This is a genomic window from Burkholderia latens (genome assembly GCF_001718795.1).
In the GTDB taxonomy this organism is placed as follows: domain Bacteria; phylum Pseudomonadota; class Gammaproteobacteria; order Burkholderiales; family Burkholderiaceae; genus Burkholderia; species Burkholderia latens_A.
The window spans coordinates 987,922-1,006,662 of record NZ_CP013438.1 but is presented as its reverse complement, the minus strand read 5'-3'; the positions used below and the strand labels follow the sequence as shown (position 1 = coordinate 1,006,662).

14 protein-coding genes and 1 pseudogene are annotated in these 18,741 nt (G+C 68.8%); 7 read left to right on the top strand and 8 right to left on the bottom strand.

The window, feature by feature from the left end; all coding sequences use genetic code 11:
* Positions 1-140: 140 nt before the first annotated feature.
* Positions 141-1,175 (bottom strand): substrate-binding domain-containing protein, encoded by a 1,035-nt coding sequence (locus WK25_RS23850; RefSeq protein WP_069242912.1) that lies wholly within the window; start codon positions 1,173-1,175, stop codon positions 141-143.
* Between the two features lie 171 nt (positions 1,176-1,346).
* Here WK25_RS23850 and WK25_RS23845 point away from each other — a divergent pair, with 171 nt between their 5' ends.
* Both WK25_RS23845 and WK25_RS23840 read left to right on the top strand, forming a co-directional pair.
* Positions 1,347-2,927 carry a glycoside hydrolase family 68 protein gene (locus tag WK25_RS23845; protein WP_040139716.1) on the top strand — a complete coding sequence of 527 codons (1,581 nt, stop codon included), beginning with the start codon at positions 1,347-1,349 and terminating at the stop codon, positions 2,925-2,927.
* Between the two features lie 220 nt (positions 2,928-3,147).
* A complete protein-coding gene (locus WK25_RS23840; RefSeq protein WP_226209101.1) occupies positions 3,148-4,728 on the top strand; it encodes a glycoside hydrolase family 32 protein in 1,581 nt (526 codons plus the stop codon).
* Positions 4,729-4,809: 81 nt separating this feature from the next.
* Here the strand turns inward: WK25_RS23840 and WK25_RS23835 are convergent, their stop codons facing one another.
* Positions 4,810-5,559: an SDR family oxidoreductase gene (locus WK25_RS23835; RefSeq protein ID WP_040139715.1), complete on the bottom strand. Its 750-nt coding sequence runs from the start codon at positions 5,557-5,559 to the stop codon at positions 4,810-4,812.
* 145 nt (positions 5,560-5,704) lie between these two features.
* Positions 5,705-6,615: pseudogene (locus WK25_RS23830) on the bottom strand (LysR family transcriptional regulator).
* Positions 6,616-6,902: 287 nt separating this feature from the next.
* Between WK25_RS23830 and WK25_RS23825 the strand changes: the two are divergent.
* The 3 genes from WK25_RS23825 (at position 6,903) to WK25_RS23815 (ending at position 9,352) form a co-directional block, all read left to right on the top strand.
* Positions 6,903-8,384, top strand: a complete 1,482-nt coding sequence (locus tag WK25_RS23825) for a PLP-dependent aminotransferase family protein (RefSeq protein ID WP_069242911.1) — start codon at positions 6,903-6,905, stop codon at positions 8,382-8,384.
* A 94-nt stretch (positions 8,385-8,478) separates the two neighbouring features.
* The gene (locus tag WK25_RS23820) at positions 8,479-8,916 is read left to right on the top strand and encodes a carboxymuconolactone decarboxylase family protein (RefSeq protein ID WP_040139711.1); all 438 of its coding nucleotides are present in this window, start codon (positions 8,479-8,481) and stop codon (positions 8,914-8,916) included.
* A gap of 10 nt (positions 8,917-8,926) precedes the next feature.
* Positions 8,927-9,352, top strand: a complete 426-nt coding sequence (locus tag WK25_RS23815; RefSeq protein WP_040139710.1) for a cupin domain-containing protein — start codon at positions 8,927-8,929, stop codon at positions 9,350-9,352.
* A gap of 120 nt (positions 9,353-9,472) precedes the next feature.
* On the opposite strand, the gene WK25_RS23810 is transcribed toward WK25_RS23815, so the two are convergent.
* Both WK25_RS23810 and WK25_RS23805 read right to left on the bottom strand, forming a co-directional pair.
* On the bottom strand, positions 9,473-10,669 hold the full coding sequence (locus tag WK25_RS23810) for a porin (protein WP_059546788.1): 1,197 nt from the start codon (positions 10,667-10,669) through the stop codon (positions 9,473-9,475).
* A 497-nt stretch (positions 10,670-11,166) separates the two neighbouring features.
* A complete protein-coding gene (locus WK25_RS23805; RefSeq protein ID WP_040139708.1) occupies positions 11,167-12,231 on the bottom strand; it encodes a phytoene/squalene synthase family protein in 1,065 nt (354 codons plus the stop codon).
* Positions 12,232-12,577: 346 nt separating this feature from the next.
* Here WK25_RS23805 and WK25_RS23800 point away from each other — a divergent pair, with 346 nt between their 5' ends.
* Positions 12,578-13,723 (top strand): glycerophosphodiester phosphodiesterase, encoded by a 1,146-nt coding sequence (locus tag WK25_RS23800; protein ID WP_040139707.1) that lies wholly within the window; start codon positions 12,578-12,580, stop codon positions 13,721-13,723.
* A 55-nt stretch (positions 13,724-13,778) separates the two neighbouring features.
* Here WK25_RS23800 and WK25_RS23795 read toward each other — a convergent pair whose 3' ends face one another.
* Both WK25_RS23795 and WK25_RS23790 read right to left on the bottom strand, forming a co-directional pair.
* Positions 13,779-15,404 carry a rhodanese-related sulfurtransferase gene (locus WK25_RS23795; protein ID WP_069243522.1) on the bottom strand — a complete coding sequence of 542 codons (1,626 nt, stop codon included), beginning with the start codon at positions 15,402-15,404 and terminating at the stop codon, positions 13,779-13,781.
* A gap of 148 nt (positions 15,405-15,552) precedes the next feature.
* Entirely contained in the window at positions 15,553-16,119 is a 567-nt protein-coding gene (locus WK25_RS23790; protein WP_069242910.1) for a cysteine dioxygenase, read from the bottom strand.
* A 74-nt stretch (positions 16,120-16,193) separates the two neighbouring features.
* Between WK25_RS23790 and WK25_RS23785 the strand changes: the two genes are divergently transcribed.
* Positions 16,194-17,117 carry a LysR family transcriptional regulator gene (locus tag WK25_RS23785; RefSeq protein WP_069242909.1) on the top strand — a complete coding sequence of 308 codons (924 nt, stop codon included), beginning with the start codon at positions 16,194-16,196 and terminating at the stop codon, positions 17,115-17,117.
* 61 nt (positions 17,118-17,178) lie between these two features.
* Here WK25_RS23785 and WK25_RS23780 read toward each other — a convergent pair whose 3' ends face one another.
* Complete coding sequence (locus WK25_RS23780; protein WP_069242908.1) at positions 17,179-18,597, bottom strand: acyl-CoA dehydrogenase family protein; 1,419 nt, start codon at positions 18,595-18,597, stop codon at positions 17,179-17,181.
* Positions 18,598-18,741 lie beyond the last annotated feature (144 nt).

Sequence of the window (18,741 nt, the reverse complement as noted above, 5' to 3'; positions counted from 1 at the left end):
ACGAGAACGGATGATAGCCTCGGATTAGACCGGTCGTCTAGAAACATCCCTGCGTTCGATATGGCTTTGGCGGCCGGCGGACTCGTAAGCAGCGGCTCGCGGGCGCGCGCGCCGCGCGCCTCGCCCCGCCGCCGCCCCGGTCAGCCGTGCGGCGGCCCGTCCGTATCGCCCGCCTCGATTACCGGCGTCTCCAACCGCTCGCCATGAACGCCCTGCGTGAGCAGCCCGAGCATCAGTTCCGCCAACGCACGCCCCGTCGCGTGGCCGGTTGGCTGCACGACCGCCGTTACGCGATGCGGATACGCGACGTCCGCCGGCACGCCGTCATAGACGATCAGCGACATGTCCGTTCCCGGGCGCACGCCGCTGTCGAGCAGCGCCCGAAACGCGCCGCCGCCCGCGATGTTGTTGTCGACGAGCAGCGCGGTCGGGCGTTCCGCCAATGCGAGCAGCGCGTGCGCGCCCTGCTGCCCGCCGTCCCGCGTGAACGCGCATTCGACGAGGAGCGCCGGATCGGGCGCGATGCCGGCTTCGCGCAGCGCCGCGAGATAGCCCGCGCGACGCTGCATCGCGAAGTTCAGCGACAGCGGCGCACTGATCATCGCGATCCGTCGATGACCGAACCCGATCAGCCGCCGCACCGCATCGCGCGCGCCCGCCTCGTTGTCGAAGTCGAACCACGCATACGGCTCGGCGGTCTGCGTGCGGCCATACGCGACGTACGGAAACGCGTTCGCCCGCAGGTACGCGAGCCGCGGATCGTCGACAAGCGTGCGCGCAACGATCAGCCCGTCGACCAGCTTGCCGTCGACGAGCCGCCGATACGTATCCAGTTCGGCGTTCGGCCGCGCCGCTGCGATGATGAAGTCGAGATTGCGTTCGGCGAGCCGCTCGGTAATGCCCGCGACGACTTCGCCAAAGCGCGGATCGCCGAGATCGCCTGCGCCGAACGGATAAATGATGCCGATCGTATCGGCACGCCCCGTTGCGAGCCGGCGCGCGGTCGGATCGGCGACATAGCCGAGCTCGCGCGCCACCTTCATCACGCGCGCGCGCGTCACCTCGCTCACGTCGTCATAGCCGTTCAGCGCGCGGCTGACTGTCGTGCGGGACAGGCCGAGCGCGTCCGACAGCGCCTTCAGATTCACCTTCACGTCGCTCCTCGCGTTGTGCATCCCATCCGGCCGAATACCGTCGAATCGGCAATTATTTCCTGGATGGCAGTTATTACCGTCAAATATTTATCTTTTGACGTCCAAACCGGTTTGAAATAGCATCCAAACCGGTTTGGGCATCAATGCCGCCGCAGCCATTCCCATTCACCGTCAACGTAAGACAACGCCGACATGACTTACTTCCCCTTTTGCCGCGCGACTGCGGCCAAACGTTTGCTGTTCGCCGGCACCGCAATGGTCGCCTTCGCGTCGGTCGCGCACGCGCAGACCGCCGGCGCTCCCGCGCCGACGCCGCATACGCAGCAGGCCTACGATCCCGAAAGCAACTTCACGATGCGCTGGACCCGCGCCGACATTCGCCAGATCGTCGCGCAGTCGCACACCGCCGGCGCGGACCGCAACTCGCTGCCGCAAGCGCTGACGATGCCGGACATCCCGCAGGATTTCCCGCTGATCAACCCGAACGTCTGGGTGTGGGATACGTGGCCGCTGGCCGACCTCCGCGCGAACCAGCTCAGCTACAAAGGCTGGGAAGTGATCTTCTCGCTGACCGCCGACCCACACGCGGGCTACACGTTCGACGATCGCCACGTTCATGCACGCATCGGCTTCTTCTATCGCCGTGCCGGCGTGCCCGCGTCGCAACGGCCCGCAAACGGCGGCTGGACCTGGGGCGGCCACCTGTTCCCGGACGGCGCGAGCGTGAAGGTGTTCGGCACGTCGCCGATGACCAACAACGCCGAATGGTCGGGTTCCGCGCGCCTCACGCACGGCGATAACGTGAGCCTCTACTACACCGCGACGTCGTTCAACCGCTCCGCGCCCGGCGGCGCCGACATCACCCCGCCGCAGGCGATCATCACGCGCGCCGACGGACACATCCACGCCGACGACAAGCACGTGTGGTTCACCGGCTTCGACGATCACAAGGCGCTGCTGCAGCCGGACGGCAATTACTACCAGACGGGTCAGCAGAACACCTACTTCTCGTTCCGCGATCCGTTCGTGTTCACCGATCCCGCACATCCGGGCAAGACCTACATGGTGTTCGAAGGCAATACCGGCGGCCAGCGCGGCGCGCGCACCTGCACCGAGGCCGACCTCGGCTATGCGCCGAACGATCCGTCCAGGGAGGATCTCAACGCGGTGATGAACTCGGGCGCAGTGTATCAAAAGGCCAATGTCGGCCTGGCCGTCGCGACCAACCCGCAACTGACCGAATGGAAGTTCCTGCCGCCGATCCTGTCGGCGAACTGCGTCGACGACCAGACCGAGCGGCCGCAGATCTATCTGAAGGACGGCAAGTACTACCTGTTCACGATCAGCCACCGCACGACGATGGCCGCGGGCGTCGACGGGCCGGACGGCGTCTACGGCTTCGTCGGCAACGGCATCCGCAGCGACTTCCAGCCGCTGAACGGCGGCAGCGGGCTCGTGCTCGGCAATCCGACCGACTTCTCCGCGCCGGCCGGCGCGCCGTATGCGCAGGATCCGAACCAGAACCCGCGCGAATTCCAGTCGTATTCGCACTACGTGATGCCGGGCGGGCTCGTCGAGTCGTTCATCGATGCGATCGGACCGCGCCGCGGCGGTACGCTCGCGCCGACGGTGAAGGTCAACATCAACGGCACGTCGACGGCGGTCGACCGCTTCTACGGCCGCGGCGGCCTCGGCGGCTACGGCGACATTCCGTCGAACCTGCCGGCAACCGGCGCCGGTCACAACGACGGCGGCCCTGGCACGCGGCCGTAACGATCGCGGCTGCATAGTCCAGCCCGTTGCGCAGGTGCGCATCGCGCGTGTCGCGTGTGCGCCTGCTTTTTTTCGATTCGCGAGCGCGGATGTCGCCGGTTCCGGCTGCATCCGCGCGTCGCTCCGTTCGCGCGAGGAGCTGCACGATTTGCGCACGACATCGACGTTTTTCCGCTTTTCATTCCGGCTCGCCAAACTGGCGCTGCTGTGTGCCGCCGGCATGCAGACTGCGCACGCGGCATGCGCGGCGCCGCCCGCGGCCGCCACGCCGCAATGGCGGCCCGCGCTGCACTACACGCCGCAACGCAACTGGATGAACGATCCGAACGGCCTCGTCTACGAACACGGCCGCTATCACCTGTTCTACCAGTACAACCCCTCCGGCCACGACTGGGGCAACATGTCGTGGGGTCACGCGACCAGCACCGATCTCGTCCATTGGCGCGAGCAGCCGGTCGCAATGCGCGCGAACGCGACGGAAGAAATTTTCTCCGGCTCGATCGTCGCCGATACGCGCAACACGTCCGGTCTCGGCGCGCCGGGCAGCACGCCGCTCGTCGCGCTTTACACGAGCGTCTACACGGCCGGTTCCGGCCACGCACCGGGCACGCAGGCGCAATCGCTCGCGTACAGTCTCGACCACGGCGCGACGTGGCAGCCGTATGCGCACAACCCCGTGCTCACGCTCGATCCCGAATCGAAGCAGTTCCGCGACCCGAAGGTGTCGTGGTACGCGCCCGGACGCTACTGGCTGATGACGACGGTCGTCGCCGACGCGCAGGTCGTGAAGCTCTACCGCTCCGACGATCTGATCCACTGGTCGTTCCTCAGCGACTTCACGCTGCCGGACGTGCCGCACGCCGGCGCGCTGTGGGAAATGCCCGACCTCGTGCCGCTGCCCGTCGACGACGATCCGCGGCGCATCAAATGGGTGATGATCGTGAACGTCAATCCATGGTCGATCGCGGGCGGGTCCGGCGCGATGTACTTCGTCGGGGACTTCGACGGCCGCACGTTCGTCCCGGACCGCGTCGCACCCGCCGGATCCGATCCCGCGCAGTTCCGCTGGGTCGATCATGGCGCCGACTTCTATGCGGCCGGCACGTTCTCCGGTGCACCGGGCGCGCGCCCGGTCGCGATCGCGTGGATGAGCAACTGGGATTACGCGGCGCACGTGCCGACCACGCCGTGGCGCGGCGCCGCGACGTTGCCGCGCGAACTCGCGCTGAAAACGATCGGCGGCGAACCGACGCTCGTCGTCACGCCCGCCGCCGCATTCGATGCGTGGGCCGACCGGCAGCCCGCCGTGCACGCAGGCGATCTGACCGTCGACTCGGCCACGCGCGTGTTGCCGGCCGCGACGCGCGGTATCGTGCAGCGCATCACGGTGACGCTCGAACCGCGGCGCGCGGCCCGTGCCGGATTGATCGTCCGCGGCTCGGCGGACGGCGCGATCGGCACGCGGATCGCATACGACACGGCGAAACGCACGCTGACGCTCGACCGCTCACGTTCGGGGGCCACGGATTTCAGCGGCCGGTTCAGCAGCGAGCACATCGTCGACCTGCCGCTCGACGATGGGCGGTTGCGGCTTGAAATCGTCGTCGATCGCGGTTCGGTCGAAGTGTTCGCGAACGGCGGCCGCACGGTGCTGACGGACCTCGTTTTTCCGCCACGCGACGCCGATCGCGTCGCCGTATTCGCGGAGCACGGCAGTGCAATGTTCTCGGGGCTGACGGTGACGCAACTCCACGGCGGCGATCGTGCCGACGACGCCCGCGATGCCTGTGCTTCGCGCTAGCGCGCAGCGGCCGCACGGCGACGCGGCACCGCCCGACATCGCGTCGGCCGATGCCGCGTCGCCGGATCCGCGCTTTCACGCTCAGAGCAAGCCCATCCCGCCCGACGCAATGATCTCCGCGCCGACGATGAACGCGGACTCCGGCGCGCTCAGGTGCAGCACCGTCGACGCGATTTCGTCCGGCGTGCCGAACCGGCCGATCGGCACGAGGCCCTTGATCTTGTCGGCGGTTGCGTCGAGCGTCGCCGCGTCGAACCCGAGCTTGCCGTACAGCGGCGTCTGCACCGGCCCGGGGCTCACCACGTTCACGCGCACGCCGTGCGGCAGCAGCTCGGCCGACAGCGTCTTCGCGAACGAATTGACGGCCGCCTTGCTTGCCGCGTAGACGGACGAGCCCGGCATCCCGATATGCGCGTTGATCGAGCCGTTGATCACGATCGACGCGCCGCGATTCAGCAGCGGCACCAGTGCCTGGATCTGGAAATACGCGCCTTTCACGTTGGTGTTGAACACGAGATCCCACAACGCCTCGTCGCTATCCTCGAACGGCGCGAGTTTCGCGACGCCTGCGTTGACGAACACGGCGTCGAGCCGCGCACCGGACGCCGCAATCGCATCCGCGAGCGCCCGCGCCGACGCGACGCTGCCGGCCTCGTTGCGAATCGCGAGCGCGCCGTCGCCCAGCGTGTCGCGCGCCGCGGCAAGCGTCTGCTCGTCGCGGCCGGTGATGATGACGCGCGCGCCCTCTGCCGCGAATGCCCGTGCGGCCGCCAGGCCGATGCCGCTGTTGCCGCCCGTGACCAGTACCGTCTTTCCTTCGAAGCGTTGCATGATGTTCTCCTTGAACCGGTGAGTTGACCGTGAACACAGGATGCGCGCCGCGTTTCGCCTTGCCGTACGACAGCGGTGACGGACACGTTCGAAATCTTCGAACGTGTTGACCGGAACCCGCCCGCCACTCGCGTGTGCTGCCGGATCAGACCGACACGTCGATCCCGTCGAGCAGCCGCTGCGCGAGCCGCGGTTCGCGCAGTTGCTCCAGCCACCATTGCAGCGCACGGCCCTCGCGCTCGCCGCGCCACGCGACGTACAGCACATTCGGCTCGCGCGGATCGGCCGTTTCCTTCTCGACCAGCTCGCCGCGCGTCAGCAGCGACGCCACGCGCCGGCGCGGCACCCAGCCGACGCCGAGCGCGTCGCGCTGCGCGAGGATCTTCGCGCGCATCGACGGCACCGCGAGCACCGGCTGGCCACCAAGCAGCCCGTATACGCGCCCGACAGCCAGCCGCGACGAATCGGCGACGACGATTGCGCGATGCGCGCCGATCGCGTCGCGGGTCAGCGGGCCGGCCGCCGACGCAAGCGGATGACGCGGAGAAACCGCGAACACCCAGTCCATCGCACCGAGTTCGAACCACTTGAAGCCCGGAATTGCCGGAGGCTCGTTGGTCGCGCCGACGACCAGATCGGCACGGCCGTCGCGCAACGCCTCCCACGTGCCGGCGAGCACCTCGTGCGTAAAGCGTAGCGACACGCCCGAATCGAGCGCGTCGAACGCGCGGATCACCGGCAGCAGCGTGTCGAACTCGAGCGCCTCGTCGCTGACGATCCACAGCCGGTCCTCCCAGCCGCTCGCAACCTGCCGCACGCGCTGCGCGAGCCGCGCGACGTCCAGCGCGACGCCTCGTCGGTCAGCAGCTGGCCCGCGGGCGTCAGTCGAAGCCGATAGCCGCGGCGGTCGAACAGCAGCGCATCGAAGCGCGCTTCGAGCTGCCGCGCCGCATGCGACACCGTCGACGGCGCCTTGCCGAGCCGCGCGGCGGCCCGCGACAGGCTGCCGGTGGCGCGGATCGCATCGAGCAGCGCGAGTTCGTCTTGGGACAACATCGGGAGCACTCCGGTCGGGCGGTTGGGTGGATCGTAAGGCAGCGGCGGGCGGCGGTCCAATCGAATGGCGCGGCCGTGCAGCGAGCGGCGCGACGCGCGAGCCGGCCGCATCCCGAACATGCGCCGTGTTGCGGAATCGATGCAGGGCGCCAACAGGCGTCCAACCGCGGCGCGGCGCGCGCCGCATTGGCTGGATGGACGCCACCGCGCGCGAGGTCCGTCGTTCGCGCCCCCGGTTCCGGTATGCTGATCGCCGTCAAATTCCGCATTCCGAGGTAACCACTGCGATGGACATCGCGATCCTAATCGAAGGCCGTCACGACCTGACCGGGCAGATCTTCCGGCAACTGCGCACGGCGATCGTCGACGGGCGGCTCGAAGGCGGCGCCCGGCTCCCGTCTACGCGCGATCTCGCGAAACAGCTCGGCGTGTCGCGCAAGACGACGCTCGACGCGTTCGAGCGCCTCGTCGCGGAAGGCTATCTGACGACGCGCGCGGGCGACGGCACGTTCGTCGCCGGCGGGCTTGCGCGCGTGCCGCATGCGGAGCGGGCGGCGCCTTCGCTCGTCGACGACACGCCGGCCGTCCACGCGGTCGACGCACGCGCGCTGTGGAACGAGCTGCCCGACGCGCTCGCGATGCCCGCGCCGCAGCACACGCCCGCGTTCGATTTCCGCGGCGGCGTGACCGACAAGGCACTGTTCCCGTTCGACGCATGGCGCCGCTGCCTGCATCACGCGTTGCGCCAACAGGCCCGCGGCCCCGGCCAGTACCACGACCCGGCCGGCGATCCGCAACTGCGCGGCGCGATCGCACGCTACGTCGCGTTCAGCCGCGCGGTCGCATGCGGCTGGGACGACGTGCTCGTTACGCAAGGCGCGCAACAGGCGCTCGACCTGATCGCGCGCGTGGTCGTGCGGCCGGGCGACGTCGTCGCGGTCGAAAATCCCGGCTACCCGCCGGCACGCGCGGCGTTCGCGTCGCTGGGCGCGACGGTGATCGGCGTGCCGGTGGATGCGCACGGCATCGTCACCGAACGGCTGCCCGACGAAGCGCGCCTCGTCTACGTGACGCCGTCGCACCAGTTCCCGCTCGGCATGCCGATGTCGCTGGACCGGCGCATCGCCCTGCTCGAATGGGCGCAGCGCCGCCGCGCGGTGATCATCGAAGACGACTACGACGGCGAATTCCGCTTCGAGGGCCGGCCGGTGGAATCGCTGAAGAGCCTCGACCGCACGGGCCTCGTCGCGTACGTCGGCACGTTCTCGAAGACGATCTTTCCGGAGCTGCGGATCGGCTACGCGATACCGCCGCGCGCGCTGCGCGGCGCGCTCGCGAAAGCGAAGCAGCTCGTCGACTGGCACACCTGCACGCTGACGCAGGCCGCGCTCGCGCGTTTCATGCTCGAAGGCGATTTCGCACGCCACCTGCGGCGCGTGCAGAAGCACTACGACGCGCGCCGCAAGATGCTGCTCGCGCATTTGCGCGGCGGCCTCGCGCCGTGGTTCGACACGATCGCGCCGACGGCCGGCATCCATCTCGCCGCGCACCTGAAACCGGGGCTCGACGAAGCCGCGTTGATCCGCACGGCCCGCACGCACGACATCGGGCTGTACGGGATCTCGGCGTTTCACGTCGGCTCGACAGCGCGTGCGGGGCTGCTGTTCGGCTATGGCGGGATCGACACGGTGCGCATCGACACCGCGCTTGCGAAACTGGCCGCGCTGCTCGATGCAGCGCATCCGACCGGCTCGTCACTGGTTACCTGATTTTTCTTGAAATTGGCCATTCAGGCAGTCCAGTCGAATGCTTAAAGTGGGTTCTGTCGCGCCACCGTGCGCACCAACCGAAAGAGGACCTGCCATGCAACCGCGCCTGAACTTCTATGCCGCCAGCCCGAACGCGATCAAGGTGATGCGCAACGCCGAGGAATTCCTCGCGAAGAGTTCGATCGAAAAGCCGCTCGCCGAACTCGTACGGCTGCGCGCGTCGCAGATCAACGGCTGCGCGTTCTGCGTCGACATGCATACCGCCGATGCGCGCAAGGGCGGCGAAACGGACCGCCGTCTCGCGACCGTGGTCACGTGGCGCGAAACGCCGTTCTTCACCGAGCGCGAACGCGCGGCGCTCGAATGGACGGAAGCGCTGACGCTTATCGCCGACAACCACGTGCCGGATGCCGTGTGGGAAGCCGTGAAACCGCATTTCAGCGACGAAGAGCTGTTCGACCTGTCGATGCTGATCGCGACGATCAACTCGTGGAACCGCCTGGCGGTCGCGTTCCGCAAGATGCCCGAGTAAGGGGGCGACGATGATGCGCTCCCGACCCACGCTCGGCCGCGCGCTGGTGTGTGCGGCGCTCGCGCTCGGCACTGCGCTGCCGGCCGCCGCCGATGCGCACGACGACGGCGGTAACGTTCACGCGATCATGCGGCGGCCCGTGCCCGACGCGCCCGGCAAGCTCGCCGTCGTCGCGACTGTCGACTACGCGCCCGGTCAGGCGTCCGAGCCGCACCGGCATCTCGGCTCGGTGTTCGCGGTCGTGTCGAAGGGTGAAGTGCTGTCGCAGGTGAACGACGGCCCCGTGCAGCGCTATCGTGCCGGCGAAGGCTGGTACGAACCGCCCGGCTCGCGCCATCAGGTGTCGCGCAACGCCAGTGCGACCGAGCCCGCGCAGCTCGTCGTGTTCGGGCTCACCGGCGAACACGATCCGCTGAAATCGCCGCTCGATCGGTAAGGCCGCTGCAGGGGCGCGTGCCGCATCGGAGACGCAAAGCACGCGCCCATGAAAAAACCGGCCCGAAGGCCGGTTCGCGGATACCGCATGCCATGAGCGGCGCTTGCGCGCCGCGCGACATCAGAAGCGGTGGATCAGGCCGACGCCGGCCGCGATCTGGTTCTGCTTCGAACCTGCGCCGACGCCGTCGCCGATCGACGTCGTTGCCGCCTGGATGCCGCCGGCCTTGTTCAGCGTGTTGCCGCTAGCGTGCTGGTAAGCCTCAACCGCGTACAAGCCCGTGCGCTTCGACAGGCTGTAGTACTGCGACAGCGTGACCTGGTGGTACTTGGCCGCGCTCGAGATGCCGTTCGACTGCGTCGCTGCCGTGTACGAGTAGCCTGCCGCGAAGTCCCACTGCGGGGCTGCCTTCCAGTGCAGCACGGCGCCTGCCGTGTTGAAGATCGCCGTGTTGTGGAAGCCCGAACCGATGCCCGGCACGTACTGGACGTTCGTGTACGACACGGACACGTCCCACGCCGGCGTGAACTGGTAGCCGGCCGTCACACCCAGGCGCTGCTGCGTTTGCGCCGTTTGGTAGCCGCTGTTGATCGACGTCACCGCCGGCTGGCCGCCGCTCGTGACCGTCGAGTTGTCGCCCCACGCGCCGCCGCCGAGCGTCGAGTTGTTGACCTTCTGGAAGCCGACCGCGATGCCTGCCGGGCCGTTCAGGTACTGGATCGCCGCGCTCCAGGTCGAGCCGCGGTTGAAGCTGCCCGGAACGCCGCCGAGCGAGTACGAGCCGCCGACCGTGAAGCCGTAGAACTTCGGCGACATGTAGACGAGCGAGTTGTTCGCACGGTAGGTGGTGTCCAGCGAGTCGATATCGCCCGGGTGCGCGCCGTAGTAACCGGTCAGCCACGTCGTCGGGCTGTACGGCGACAGCAGCGTGTAGTACGCGGTGTACTGGCGGCCTGCCGTCAGCGTACCGTACGTCTGGTTGGTCAGGCCGACCCACGCCTGACGCGTGAAGATGCCGTTCGCCCATTGCGACGAACCGTTGTTCGCGTTGAAGCCGGCTTCCAGCTGGAAGATCGCCTTCGTGCCGCCGCCGAGGTCTTCGCTGCCCTTCAGGCCGAAGCGGCTGCCTGCCCAGATGCCGGTGGCCATCTGCACCTTCGAGTGACCGCCCGTGGTCGCGCCGACTGCCGACGAGTTGTTCTGCCACGCGATGGCGTTATCGACGATGCCGTACAGCGTCACGCTGCTCTGGGCGTGGGCGGCGGTAGCGGCTGCGAGACCCGCTGCCGTCATGGCGAAAGCGACGCGCTTTTTCATTGATTCTCCGTCCTCAAAGAATGATTTCTTTTCTGGTGTGGTTTTATGACTGACACATGTGCGAGTACATGCCGGAGCGATTCTGACGGATTACCAACCGTTTCCCAATACGCGCAGTCGGTCATCGTATGATCGACGCAACGCGAGGGTTCACCAAACGGTTACATGACACCTGAAAACGCTTACGCGACGGGCGTCTCCGGCATTTCCCGGTGAAAACCCTAGCTTTACATTTTTACGGGTGCGGCACGACCGTCCGATGTTGTCAGACGCCTCCGGCGGGACCTTCTTGCAAATGCGCGACCGCAACCGGTGTCGCGGATCACGCCGCCGCGCAGGATCGCCGACATTCATGACACCCACGTTTCCGGAAACGAAATCGTGAAAACGTTTCAGCGCCTGTGGCGGGAATCGGACGGGAACGGGCCCGCGAGCGCGAGCCGGAGGAGAACGGGCGAAACCGGCGCCGGGTCGCGCGCCGGATTCGCCACCGCGCTTCAGTGCGCTGCCGGTTGCGCGATCCGCGCATTCACCGCGCCGATCAGCGCGTCCATCCGCGCGCGGATCGCCACGTTCGAGCCGACGAGCGCGAGCGACGATGCCATGATTCGATAGATCCGCTTGCGCGGCACCTTTGCCGGCCGCGCGGGGTCGAGCCATGCGTCGTGGCCGGCCAGCAGTTCGAGCGTTTCCAGTCCGATCATGATCGGCCACAGGCACGCGAGCCGCAGCCGGACGAAGCGGCGCGGAATCGCGAGCGTGTAACGGCACGCGTCGCGATACTGGTCGAGCGCCACGCGCAGGAGATCGACCAGCACGCCGCGTGCGCGCGCCGACGCGTCCGGCGACATCAGCTCGGCGACGCCGACCCGGTGTGCGGCCAGCACGTCGTCAGGCAGATAGCAGCGGCCGATCCGGAGATCCTTCGCGCAATCGCGCAGGATGTTGGTCATCTGCAGCGCCTTGCCGAAGCGGATGCCCTTGTCGCGCATGCCGGCGAGATCCCAGCCGCGCGCGGCCCGCGTGTGCGCCGCGGTCATGTCGGTCCAGAATTCGCCGACGCAACCGGCAACCAGATACGTGTAGCGATCGAGCATGTCGCGGTTCGGCAGCGACGCGACCAGCCCCGATTGTTCGTCGGGGAATGTGCGCAGGTCGAATTCCATTCCCGACGTGAGCGTCGCGACGACTTTGCGGATCGATGCGCGATCCGCTTCCGGCTGCGCGTGCAACAGCGCGAGCATCGGCTCCATCGACCCGAGCAGCACGTGCTCGTGCGAGTCCGTCTGCATCCGCGTGACGTCCTCGAGCGCGCGCGCCAGCGCCGCGCCGTCGCCGAGCCGCTCGACGTCGTCGCGCAGCGCGGTCAGCAACGCCGCGCGGCGATCGGGCGCGACGAGTGCCGTGTCCGCGATCGTGTCGGCCGCGCGCGCAAGCAGGTAGGCGAGCCCGACCGGATCGCGCATGCCGTCGGGCAGCACGCGCAGCGTCAGGTAAAAGGAGCGGGAAACGTTCTTCAGCAGGTCGCCGAGCAGGTACGCGGAATCGGTATGAGTCGTCATGGGTCGGTAAAAATCGGCCGGCGCGAGGCCCGGACGCACGCGCGCGCCGGGCGCCCGCGCCGGCCCGCGAGTCGCCGCATCGCCGTGCGCAGGCCGAGTGTCGGCCGGTGCGGCGACGCAAAAGTCCCGCAAGTTTAGTGCATCCGCTGCGCCGGCTCCCCAGCGACGGGCCGAAGCGTGCTCGCGCACCGCCGCGCTCGCCGCTCGCCCAACCCGCCGCAGCCCGAACGAAACGGAAAGGCGCGAGTAATACATATGTGATTATCGAATGCGACGATCGCGTCCCGTTCGACTCCGCGCGGCTCGCCCGCCCTTTCCCCCACTCCCCGTTCGAAGGTTCATCGACATGTTCTTCTCGCGTCCGAGCGCGCTGCGCTGCATTCCGTTCGCCTGTGCCGCCGCCGTTCTGCTTGCCGCCTGCGGCGGCGACGACATCGCGGCCGCCGATCTCGCCCAGCCGATCGCCGCGAAGGTCCAGGTCGTCGGCCATCGCGGCGCCAGCGCGCTGCGCCCCGAGCACACGCTCGCGTCGTACCGCAAGGCGATCGAGGACGGCGCCGACGTGATCGAGCCCGACCTCGTCGCGACCCGCGACGGCGTGCTCGTCGCGCGGCACGAGAACGAGATTTCGGGCACGACCGACGTCGCAACGCTGCCGCAGTTCGCGAGCCGCAAGGCGACGAAAACGATCGACGGCACGCAGCTGACCGGCTGGTTCACCGAAGATTTCACGCTGGCCGAGCTCAAGACGCTGCGCGCACGCGAGCGCATCCCGCAGATCCGCGCGGCGAACACCGCGTACAACGATCGGTTCGAGATCCCGACTTTCGACGAGATCGTCGCGCTCGCGAAACAGTTGTCCGAACAAACGGGCCGCACGATCCATCTGTATCCGGAAACCAAGCACCCGACGTATTTCCAGTCGATCGGCCTGCCGCTCGAGGACCGTCTCGTCGACGCGTTGCTGAAGGATCCATACACCGCGCGCACGGCGACGGTCTACATCCAGTCGTTCGAGGTCGCGAACCTGAAGACGATTCGCAACCGGATCCGGTCGAGCCAGCCGAACTGGAAGCTCGTGCAGTTGATGGACGAAGCCGGCCAGCGGCCGTACGACTTCGTGAAGGCGAACGACAAGCGCACCTATGGCGACCTGTCGACGCGTGACGGAATGCGCGAGATTGCGTCCTATGCAAACGGCGTCGGCCCGTACAAGACGTCAATCATCGCGGTGTCCGCGGACGGCACGCTGCAGCAGCCGACGCCGTACGTGCGCTACGCGCACGAAGCCGGACTCCTCGTGCATCCGTATACGTTCCGGCCGGAGAACAACTTCCTGCCCGCCTCGCTGAAGGACGGCGGCACGCCGGCCACCCGCAATACCGCCGGCTCGGTGCGCGAGATCCAGGCTTACCTGCGCGCGGGCATCGACGGCTTCTTCACCGACGATCCGGCCGTGGGCCGCACGGCCGTCGATACGTTCAAGCGCTAGCGCCCCGAACGCGCGGCAGCCGGCGCGCCGCGCATGTCGCGGCGCGCCGGGCCCGTCAGATCACGCGGAAGTGGTGCGTGCCGTCGCGCTTGAGCTGGTCCACCAGCCCGTATTCCCAGTCGAGATACGCCTGCATCGCGGCGGCGGCATTGTCGGTGCCTTCGTACGGCCGGCGGTAGCGGTCGATACGCGGTGACGCCAGATGCGTGTCGCCCTGCTCCAGCGGCAACCCGGCATCGATCCACGCGGCCGTGCCGCCCGTCAGCACCGAGATCGACGCTGACGCCGGCAGCAACGCACGGGCGTCCGCGGCGGCGAAGCGCGCGAGCAGACTCGAGCCGCACGTGAATACGTAGCGCTTCGCCGGCGGGATCGCCGCGAGCGCGTCGCGCAACTGCGCGCGCACGGCGAACCACGCGCCCGGAATATGACGCTTCACGTAGTTCGCGCTGGCCGTCACGTCGACGATCGCGATCTCGTCCGCCGCAGCTTCCTTCAACCAGCCCGCGAGCGTCGCCGGCGATACCTCTGTCACCGGCGGCGGCGCCGGCACGTCGCGCGGCGGCTGGCCGCGCTCGGTGAACGCGGCGGTGCCGGCCGGCTCGACCACGCGCACGTCCCAGCCCATCTGCGCGAGCCACGACGCGGTCATGTCCGCGCGCACGCCGTCGTCGTCGGCCAGCACGATTCGCGCGCCGCGCACGGCCGCGTGATGGTCGGTCTCCTGCACGAGCTGACCGCCCGGCGTGCTCAGGAAGCCCGGCAGATGGCCGGCCTCGTATTCCTCCGGCGTGCGCACGTCGAAGCGGTACAGCGTGCGGCCCGGCTCGTCGAGCGTGGCGAGGTCGTCGAGCGCGATGCGCGGTACGCCCGCGCGCTCGGCCACTGCGCGCGCCGCACGGCGGGCGTCGTCGCGTTGCGCGGGGTCGATGTCGACCGGAAAACGCCGTGCGGCACCGCGCTCGAGCGTCTGCCCGGCGAGCGTCCAGCCGATCGTGCCGTTGCGCAGCGCGGCGACCGGATTCGGCACCCCCGCGTTGATCAACGATTGCGTGCCGATGATGCTGCGCGTGCGGCCCGCGCAATTCACGACGATCTGCGTGGCCGGATTCGGTGCGAGCGCGCGCGCGCGCAGCACAAGCTCCGCGCCCGGCACGCTCGTCGACGTGGGAATGTTCATCGTCTGATATTCGTCGAACCGGCGCGCGTCGACGATCACCACGTCGGCCTTCGCGTCGATCAGCGCCTGCACTTCCTGCGCGGACAGCGAAGGCGTATGGCGCTCGGCCTCCACCCATTCGCCAAACGACTTGCTCGGCACGTTCACGTCGATGAACAGCTCTCCGCCCGCGGCGCGCCAGCCCGCGAGGCCGCCGTCGAGCAGCCGCACGTCGCTATAGCCGAGCCGCGCGAGCGTGTCGGCCGCGCGCGGCGCGAGATCCTCGCCGCCGGCTTCGCCGAACACGACGATCGGCGTGTCGCGGCGCGGAATGCGCGTCCACGCGTCAAGCTCGAGCTTCGACAGCGGGAAGTTGGCGGCCCACAGCGGATGGCCTTGCGCATAGGGATCCTCCTCGCGCACGTCGATCAGCGCGATTTCGTCGCGAGCCAGCAGACGCGCGCGTACGTCGTGGTACGACGCGACGGGGAAACGGGAAGTGGAATCGGCGAATTGCGTCACGATGTCTTTGTCGGATTCGGTGGAAAGTCGGTGAAGAAAACAAACGGGGCGGTCGTGCGTGCTGCGGGCCGGCACCGGCTGCGGCGCCGTCAACGGCGCGCGGCGCCGAATGCCGGGCGCCGAGTACGGCAGGCGCTGGCACGGCCGGTCATGCGTTCGAATAGCCGGAAACGAACGGCTTCACGGTGCCGTCGTCGAGAAATACCGCGCGCTCGACCTTGCCGATGTTCGCGCCGTACACGTGAATGCTGATCGATACCTGATCGGCGAACGCATTGGTCACGCGGTGGATGTCGCCGATACGCGGCGACACCGCCTCGACGTCGCCCGGACGCAGCCGCACCGCGTCGCCGCCCGGCACCGGTATGCCGGCCGCATCGAGCCGGTACGGCTGCGAAAACTCGCCGCCGCGCAACATCCCGATCAGCCCCCACACCGTGTGGTTATGAACCGGCGTCGTCTGGCCCGGCCCCCACACGAAGCTGACGACGGAAAACCGCTCGGCGGGGTCGAGATGCAGCAGGTACTGGCGGTAGCGCGCCGGATCGGGCTGCGCGAACGCGTCGGGCAGCCAGTCGTCGCGCGCGACGAGCGCCGCGAGCAGCGCACCGCCGTCGTCGAGGATGCGCGCCTCGTTCGCGCCGGACGCGAGCAGCGCGCCGAAGCGATCGACGAACGGGCGCAGCGGCGTCTGCTGCAACGAAAGCGTACTCATCGGCTGTCTCCTCGAATATGATGCCGAATATGATGGATAGTCATGATGCACCCGAAATACCATGCAGAACAAACATGAAAATTAGCGATATCGACGCTTTTGCAGCGGTCGTCCGCTGTCAGAGCCTGAGCCAGGCCGCGGCGGAGCTCGGCATGACGCAGCCCGCGATCACGCGGCGCGTGCAGAATCTCGAGGAAGCGCTCGGCGTGACGCTGCTCGACCGCAACACGAAGCCGCCGCGTCCGACCGACATCGGCCGTCGGGTGTTCGAGCAATGCCGCTCGATCCTTCGCGAGGTCGATGCGCTGCGCGAGCTGACGGCGGGCCAGCGGCCGCCCGAAGGCGAATTCCGCGTCGGGCTCACGCAAGGGCTCGGCGAGCCGATGCTGCCCGGCCTGATCGCGCAGCTCGCCGCGCAATGGCCGGCGCTTGCGACGCAGGTCACGACCGCATGGGGCGGCGTGCTCGTCGACCGCATCGCGCACCGTGAACTCGACGCGGCACTCGTGTTTCTCGCCCGCGAGATGGTGCTGCCGCCGCAGGTCGATGGCATGCGGTTGCTCGGGACGCGGCTCGTCGCGGTCGGCCGCAAGGGCGACTGGCCGCGCCGCAGCTACCGGCTCGCCGACTGCCACGCGCGCGGCTGGGTGCTCAATCCGGACGGCTGCGGCTTTCGTGCCGGCCTGCGCCGCGCACTCGACGCGCAGGGGTTGCCGATGCCCGTCACGCTCGATGCCCACGGCCGCGACCTGCAATTGCAGAGCGTCGCAAACGGGCTCGGCGTCGGGCTGATGCCGCTGCCGCTGCTCGAAGGCAGCCCGCTGCGCGACGCGCTCGACATCGTGCCGCTCGCCGATTTCAAACCGCAGATCGATCTGTGGCTGCTGCACCGCCCCGATGCCGCGCGGTTCGCCGCGCCGCTCGCGGCCGTCGCCGCGCATGCGCGCAACGTGTTCGCGCTGCCGCCGGATGCCGGCCGGCACGACCGGGCTGCTTGATCCGCGCGCGCGCTGCGCGGAAGGCGTCGCCGCGCCGGCATTCACACTCACGCAGCCGAGCTCACGCATCGTTTCGACCGGAGCCACGCGCGTGGTAAGACGTGCGGCCCGTATCCGTATCGTCCCCGCTCGGGGTTGCGGTTTGCGCCGGCGCGGGGCGTGACGTCGCATCCGCGTGCCCGGCGGCGTTCGCGGTGCTGCTGCTTGCCGCAGCTGCCGCGTCGAGTGCCGCACGCCCGGCGGCAACCGCGATCGCGTCGTCCTGCGGCGTATGCACGCGGCTGCACAGCACGTCGCGGTAGTGACGTTCCAGCGGATTGTGGCGGCTCAGCCCGTGATTGCCGGACAGCTTCAATGCATGCTCGACCGCACGGATCGCGTGCTCCGTCACGGTTCGCTTGACGAGGCCGCTCGTTGTCACGGCCGGCGCGTCGCCCGCATCGGTGCGCGCGATGTGGTCGTCGAGCAGCACGCGGTTCGCATGCAGCCACCCTTCGATTTCGCCGACGGCCTCCTGCACGCGAGGCAGCGTCGCGAGCGGCGCGCCGAGGCCGCTCGGCGTGCGCGTCGTCGCGAAATCGAGCAGCCAGTCGCGCGACGCACGCGCCACCGCATCGTAAAGACTGCCGAGCAGCGCGACCATCCACGCGTGCTGATCGGCCTGCGCATCGGCGTCCGGATGGCTCCCGGCCGACACCGCCCACGCGTCCGGCGTGCGCACGTCCACCGCGTGGTCGGCGGGCAGCCACACGTCGTCGAACACGACCTCGTGGCTGCCCGACGCGCGCAGGCCAAGATGATTCCAGCTTTCGATCACGCGGATGTGCGCGCCATCGGCCGCATCGCGCTCGCGCCGCACGACGAACACGCCGACGCGCGGCTCGCGCTCGTCGGTGCGCGCCCATACGGCCAGCCAGCGCAGCGCCGGAATGCCGGTGCTGTACAGCTTGTGGCCGGACAGCCGCCAGCCGGCGCCGTCGCGGCGCGCGATCGTGTCCGGCAGCCCGCCGCGCGACGGCGAGCCAAGCGCCGGCTCGACGCGCAGCGCATTGATCAGCGCGCCCTCTTCGACCGCGCTGCGGAACACCGCACGCCGCACCGGCTCCGGCCAGCGGTTGTCCGCGCGGCCGAGCGCGCGATGCTGCAGATACGTCATCGTCAGCACGAGCGCGGTCGCGGGATCGGCACGCGCGACCGCGGCCACGATCCGGCTCGCCTGGGCGAGCGTCGCACCCGCGCCGCCGTACTCGCGCGGCACGACCTGCGCGATCAGCCCCGCGCGGTGCAGCCGCGCGAAGTTCTCGTGCGGAAAGCGGCCGTCGACGTCGTTGCGGGCCGCGTCTGCCGCGAGCTCGGGCGCGAGACGGTCGAGCAGCGCGGCAACGCGTGCGTCGTCGGCAGGCAGGCGGCGCAGCAACGACTGTGGCGGATGTGGCGGGTGTAGCGGCTGCGGCGAAGAAGCAGCAAGGCTGGCGGACATCGGTGCGGGTTCCCTCGGTCACTGGGTGGCTCGGTGAAGATTCTTGCGGTCGCGAGACCACAGCGTATGCGCACCGCCGGCCCGCCCAAACCATGCAAATCTGATATTCAAATCCGGATTGATTATTTCCGTTCCGCATGATCT

What these genes read in the sequence shown, in the direction of transcription:
- WK25_RS23835 (WP_040139715.1), bottom strand. Translation starts at nt 5,559, where the DNA reads ATGCAACGCTTCGAAGGAAAGACGGTACTGGTCACGGGCGGCAACAGC.
- WK25_RS23800 (WP_040139707.1), top strand. Translation starts at nt 12,578, where the DNA reads ATGTTCTTCTCGCGTCCGAGCGCGCTGCGCTGCATTCCGTTCGCCTGT.
- WK25_RS23850 (WP_069242912.1), bottom strand. Translation starts at nt 1,175, where the DNA reads ATGCACAACGCGAGGAGCGACGTGAAGGTGAATCTGAAGGCGCTGTCG.
- WK25_RS23790 (WP_069242910.1), bottom strand. Translation starts at nt 16,119, where the DNA reads ATGAGTACGCTTTCGTTGCAGCAGACGCCGCTGCGCCCGTTCGTCGAT.
- WK25_RS23845 (WP_040139716.1), top strand. Translation starts at nt 1,347, where the DNA reads ATGACTTACTTCCCCTTTTGCCGCGCGACTGCGGCCAAACGTTTGCTG.
- WK25_RS23840 (WP_226209101.1), top strand. Translation starts at nt 3,148, where the DNA reads ATGCAGACTGCGCACGCGGCATGCGCGGCGCCGCCCGCGGCCGCCACG.
- WK25_RS23815 (WP_040139710.1), top strand. Translation starts at nt 8,927, where the DNA reads ATGATGCGCTCCCGACCCACGCTCGGCCGCGCGCTGGTGTGTGCGGCG.
- WK25_RS23785 (WP_069242909.1), top strand. Translation starts at nt 16,194, where the DNA reads ATGAAAATTAGCGATATCGACGCTTTTGCAGCGGTCGTCCGCTGTCAG.
- WK25_RS23810 (WP_059546788.1), bottom strand. Translation starts at nt 10,669, where the DNA reads ATGAAAAAGCGCGTCGCTTTCGCCATGACGGCAGCGGGTCTCGCAGCC.
- WK25_RS23825 (WP_069242911.1), top strand. Translation starts at nt 6,903, where the DNA reads ATGGACATCGCGATCCTAATCGAAGGCCGTCACGACCTGACCGGGCAG.
- WK25_RS23820 (WP_040139711.1), top strand. Translation starts at nt 8,479, where the DNA reads ATGCAACCGCGCCTGAACTTCTATGCCGCCAGCCCGAACGCGATCAAG.
- WK25_RS23805 (WP_040139708.1), bottom strand. Translation starts at nt 12,231, where the DNA reads ATGACGACTCATACCGATTCCGCGTACCTGCTCGGCGACCTGCTGAAG.
- WK25_RS23780 (WP_069242908.1), bottom strand. Translation starts at nt 18,597, where the DNA reads ATGTCCGCCAGCCTTGCTGCTTCTTCGCCGCAGCCGCTACACCCGCCA.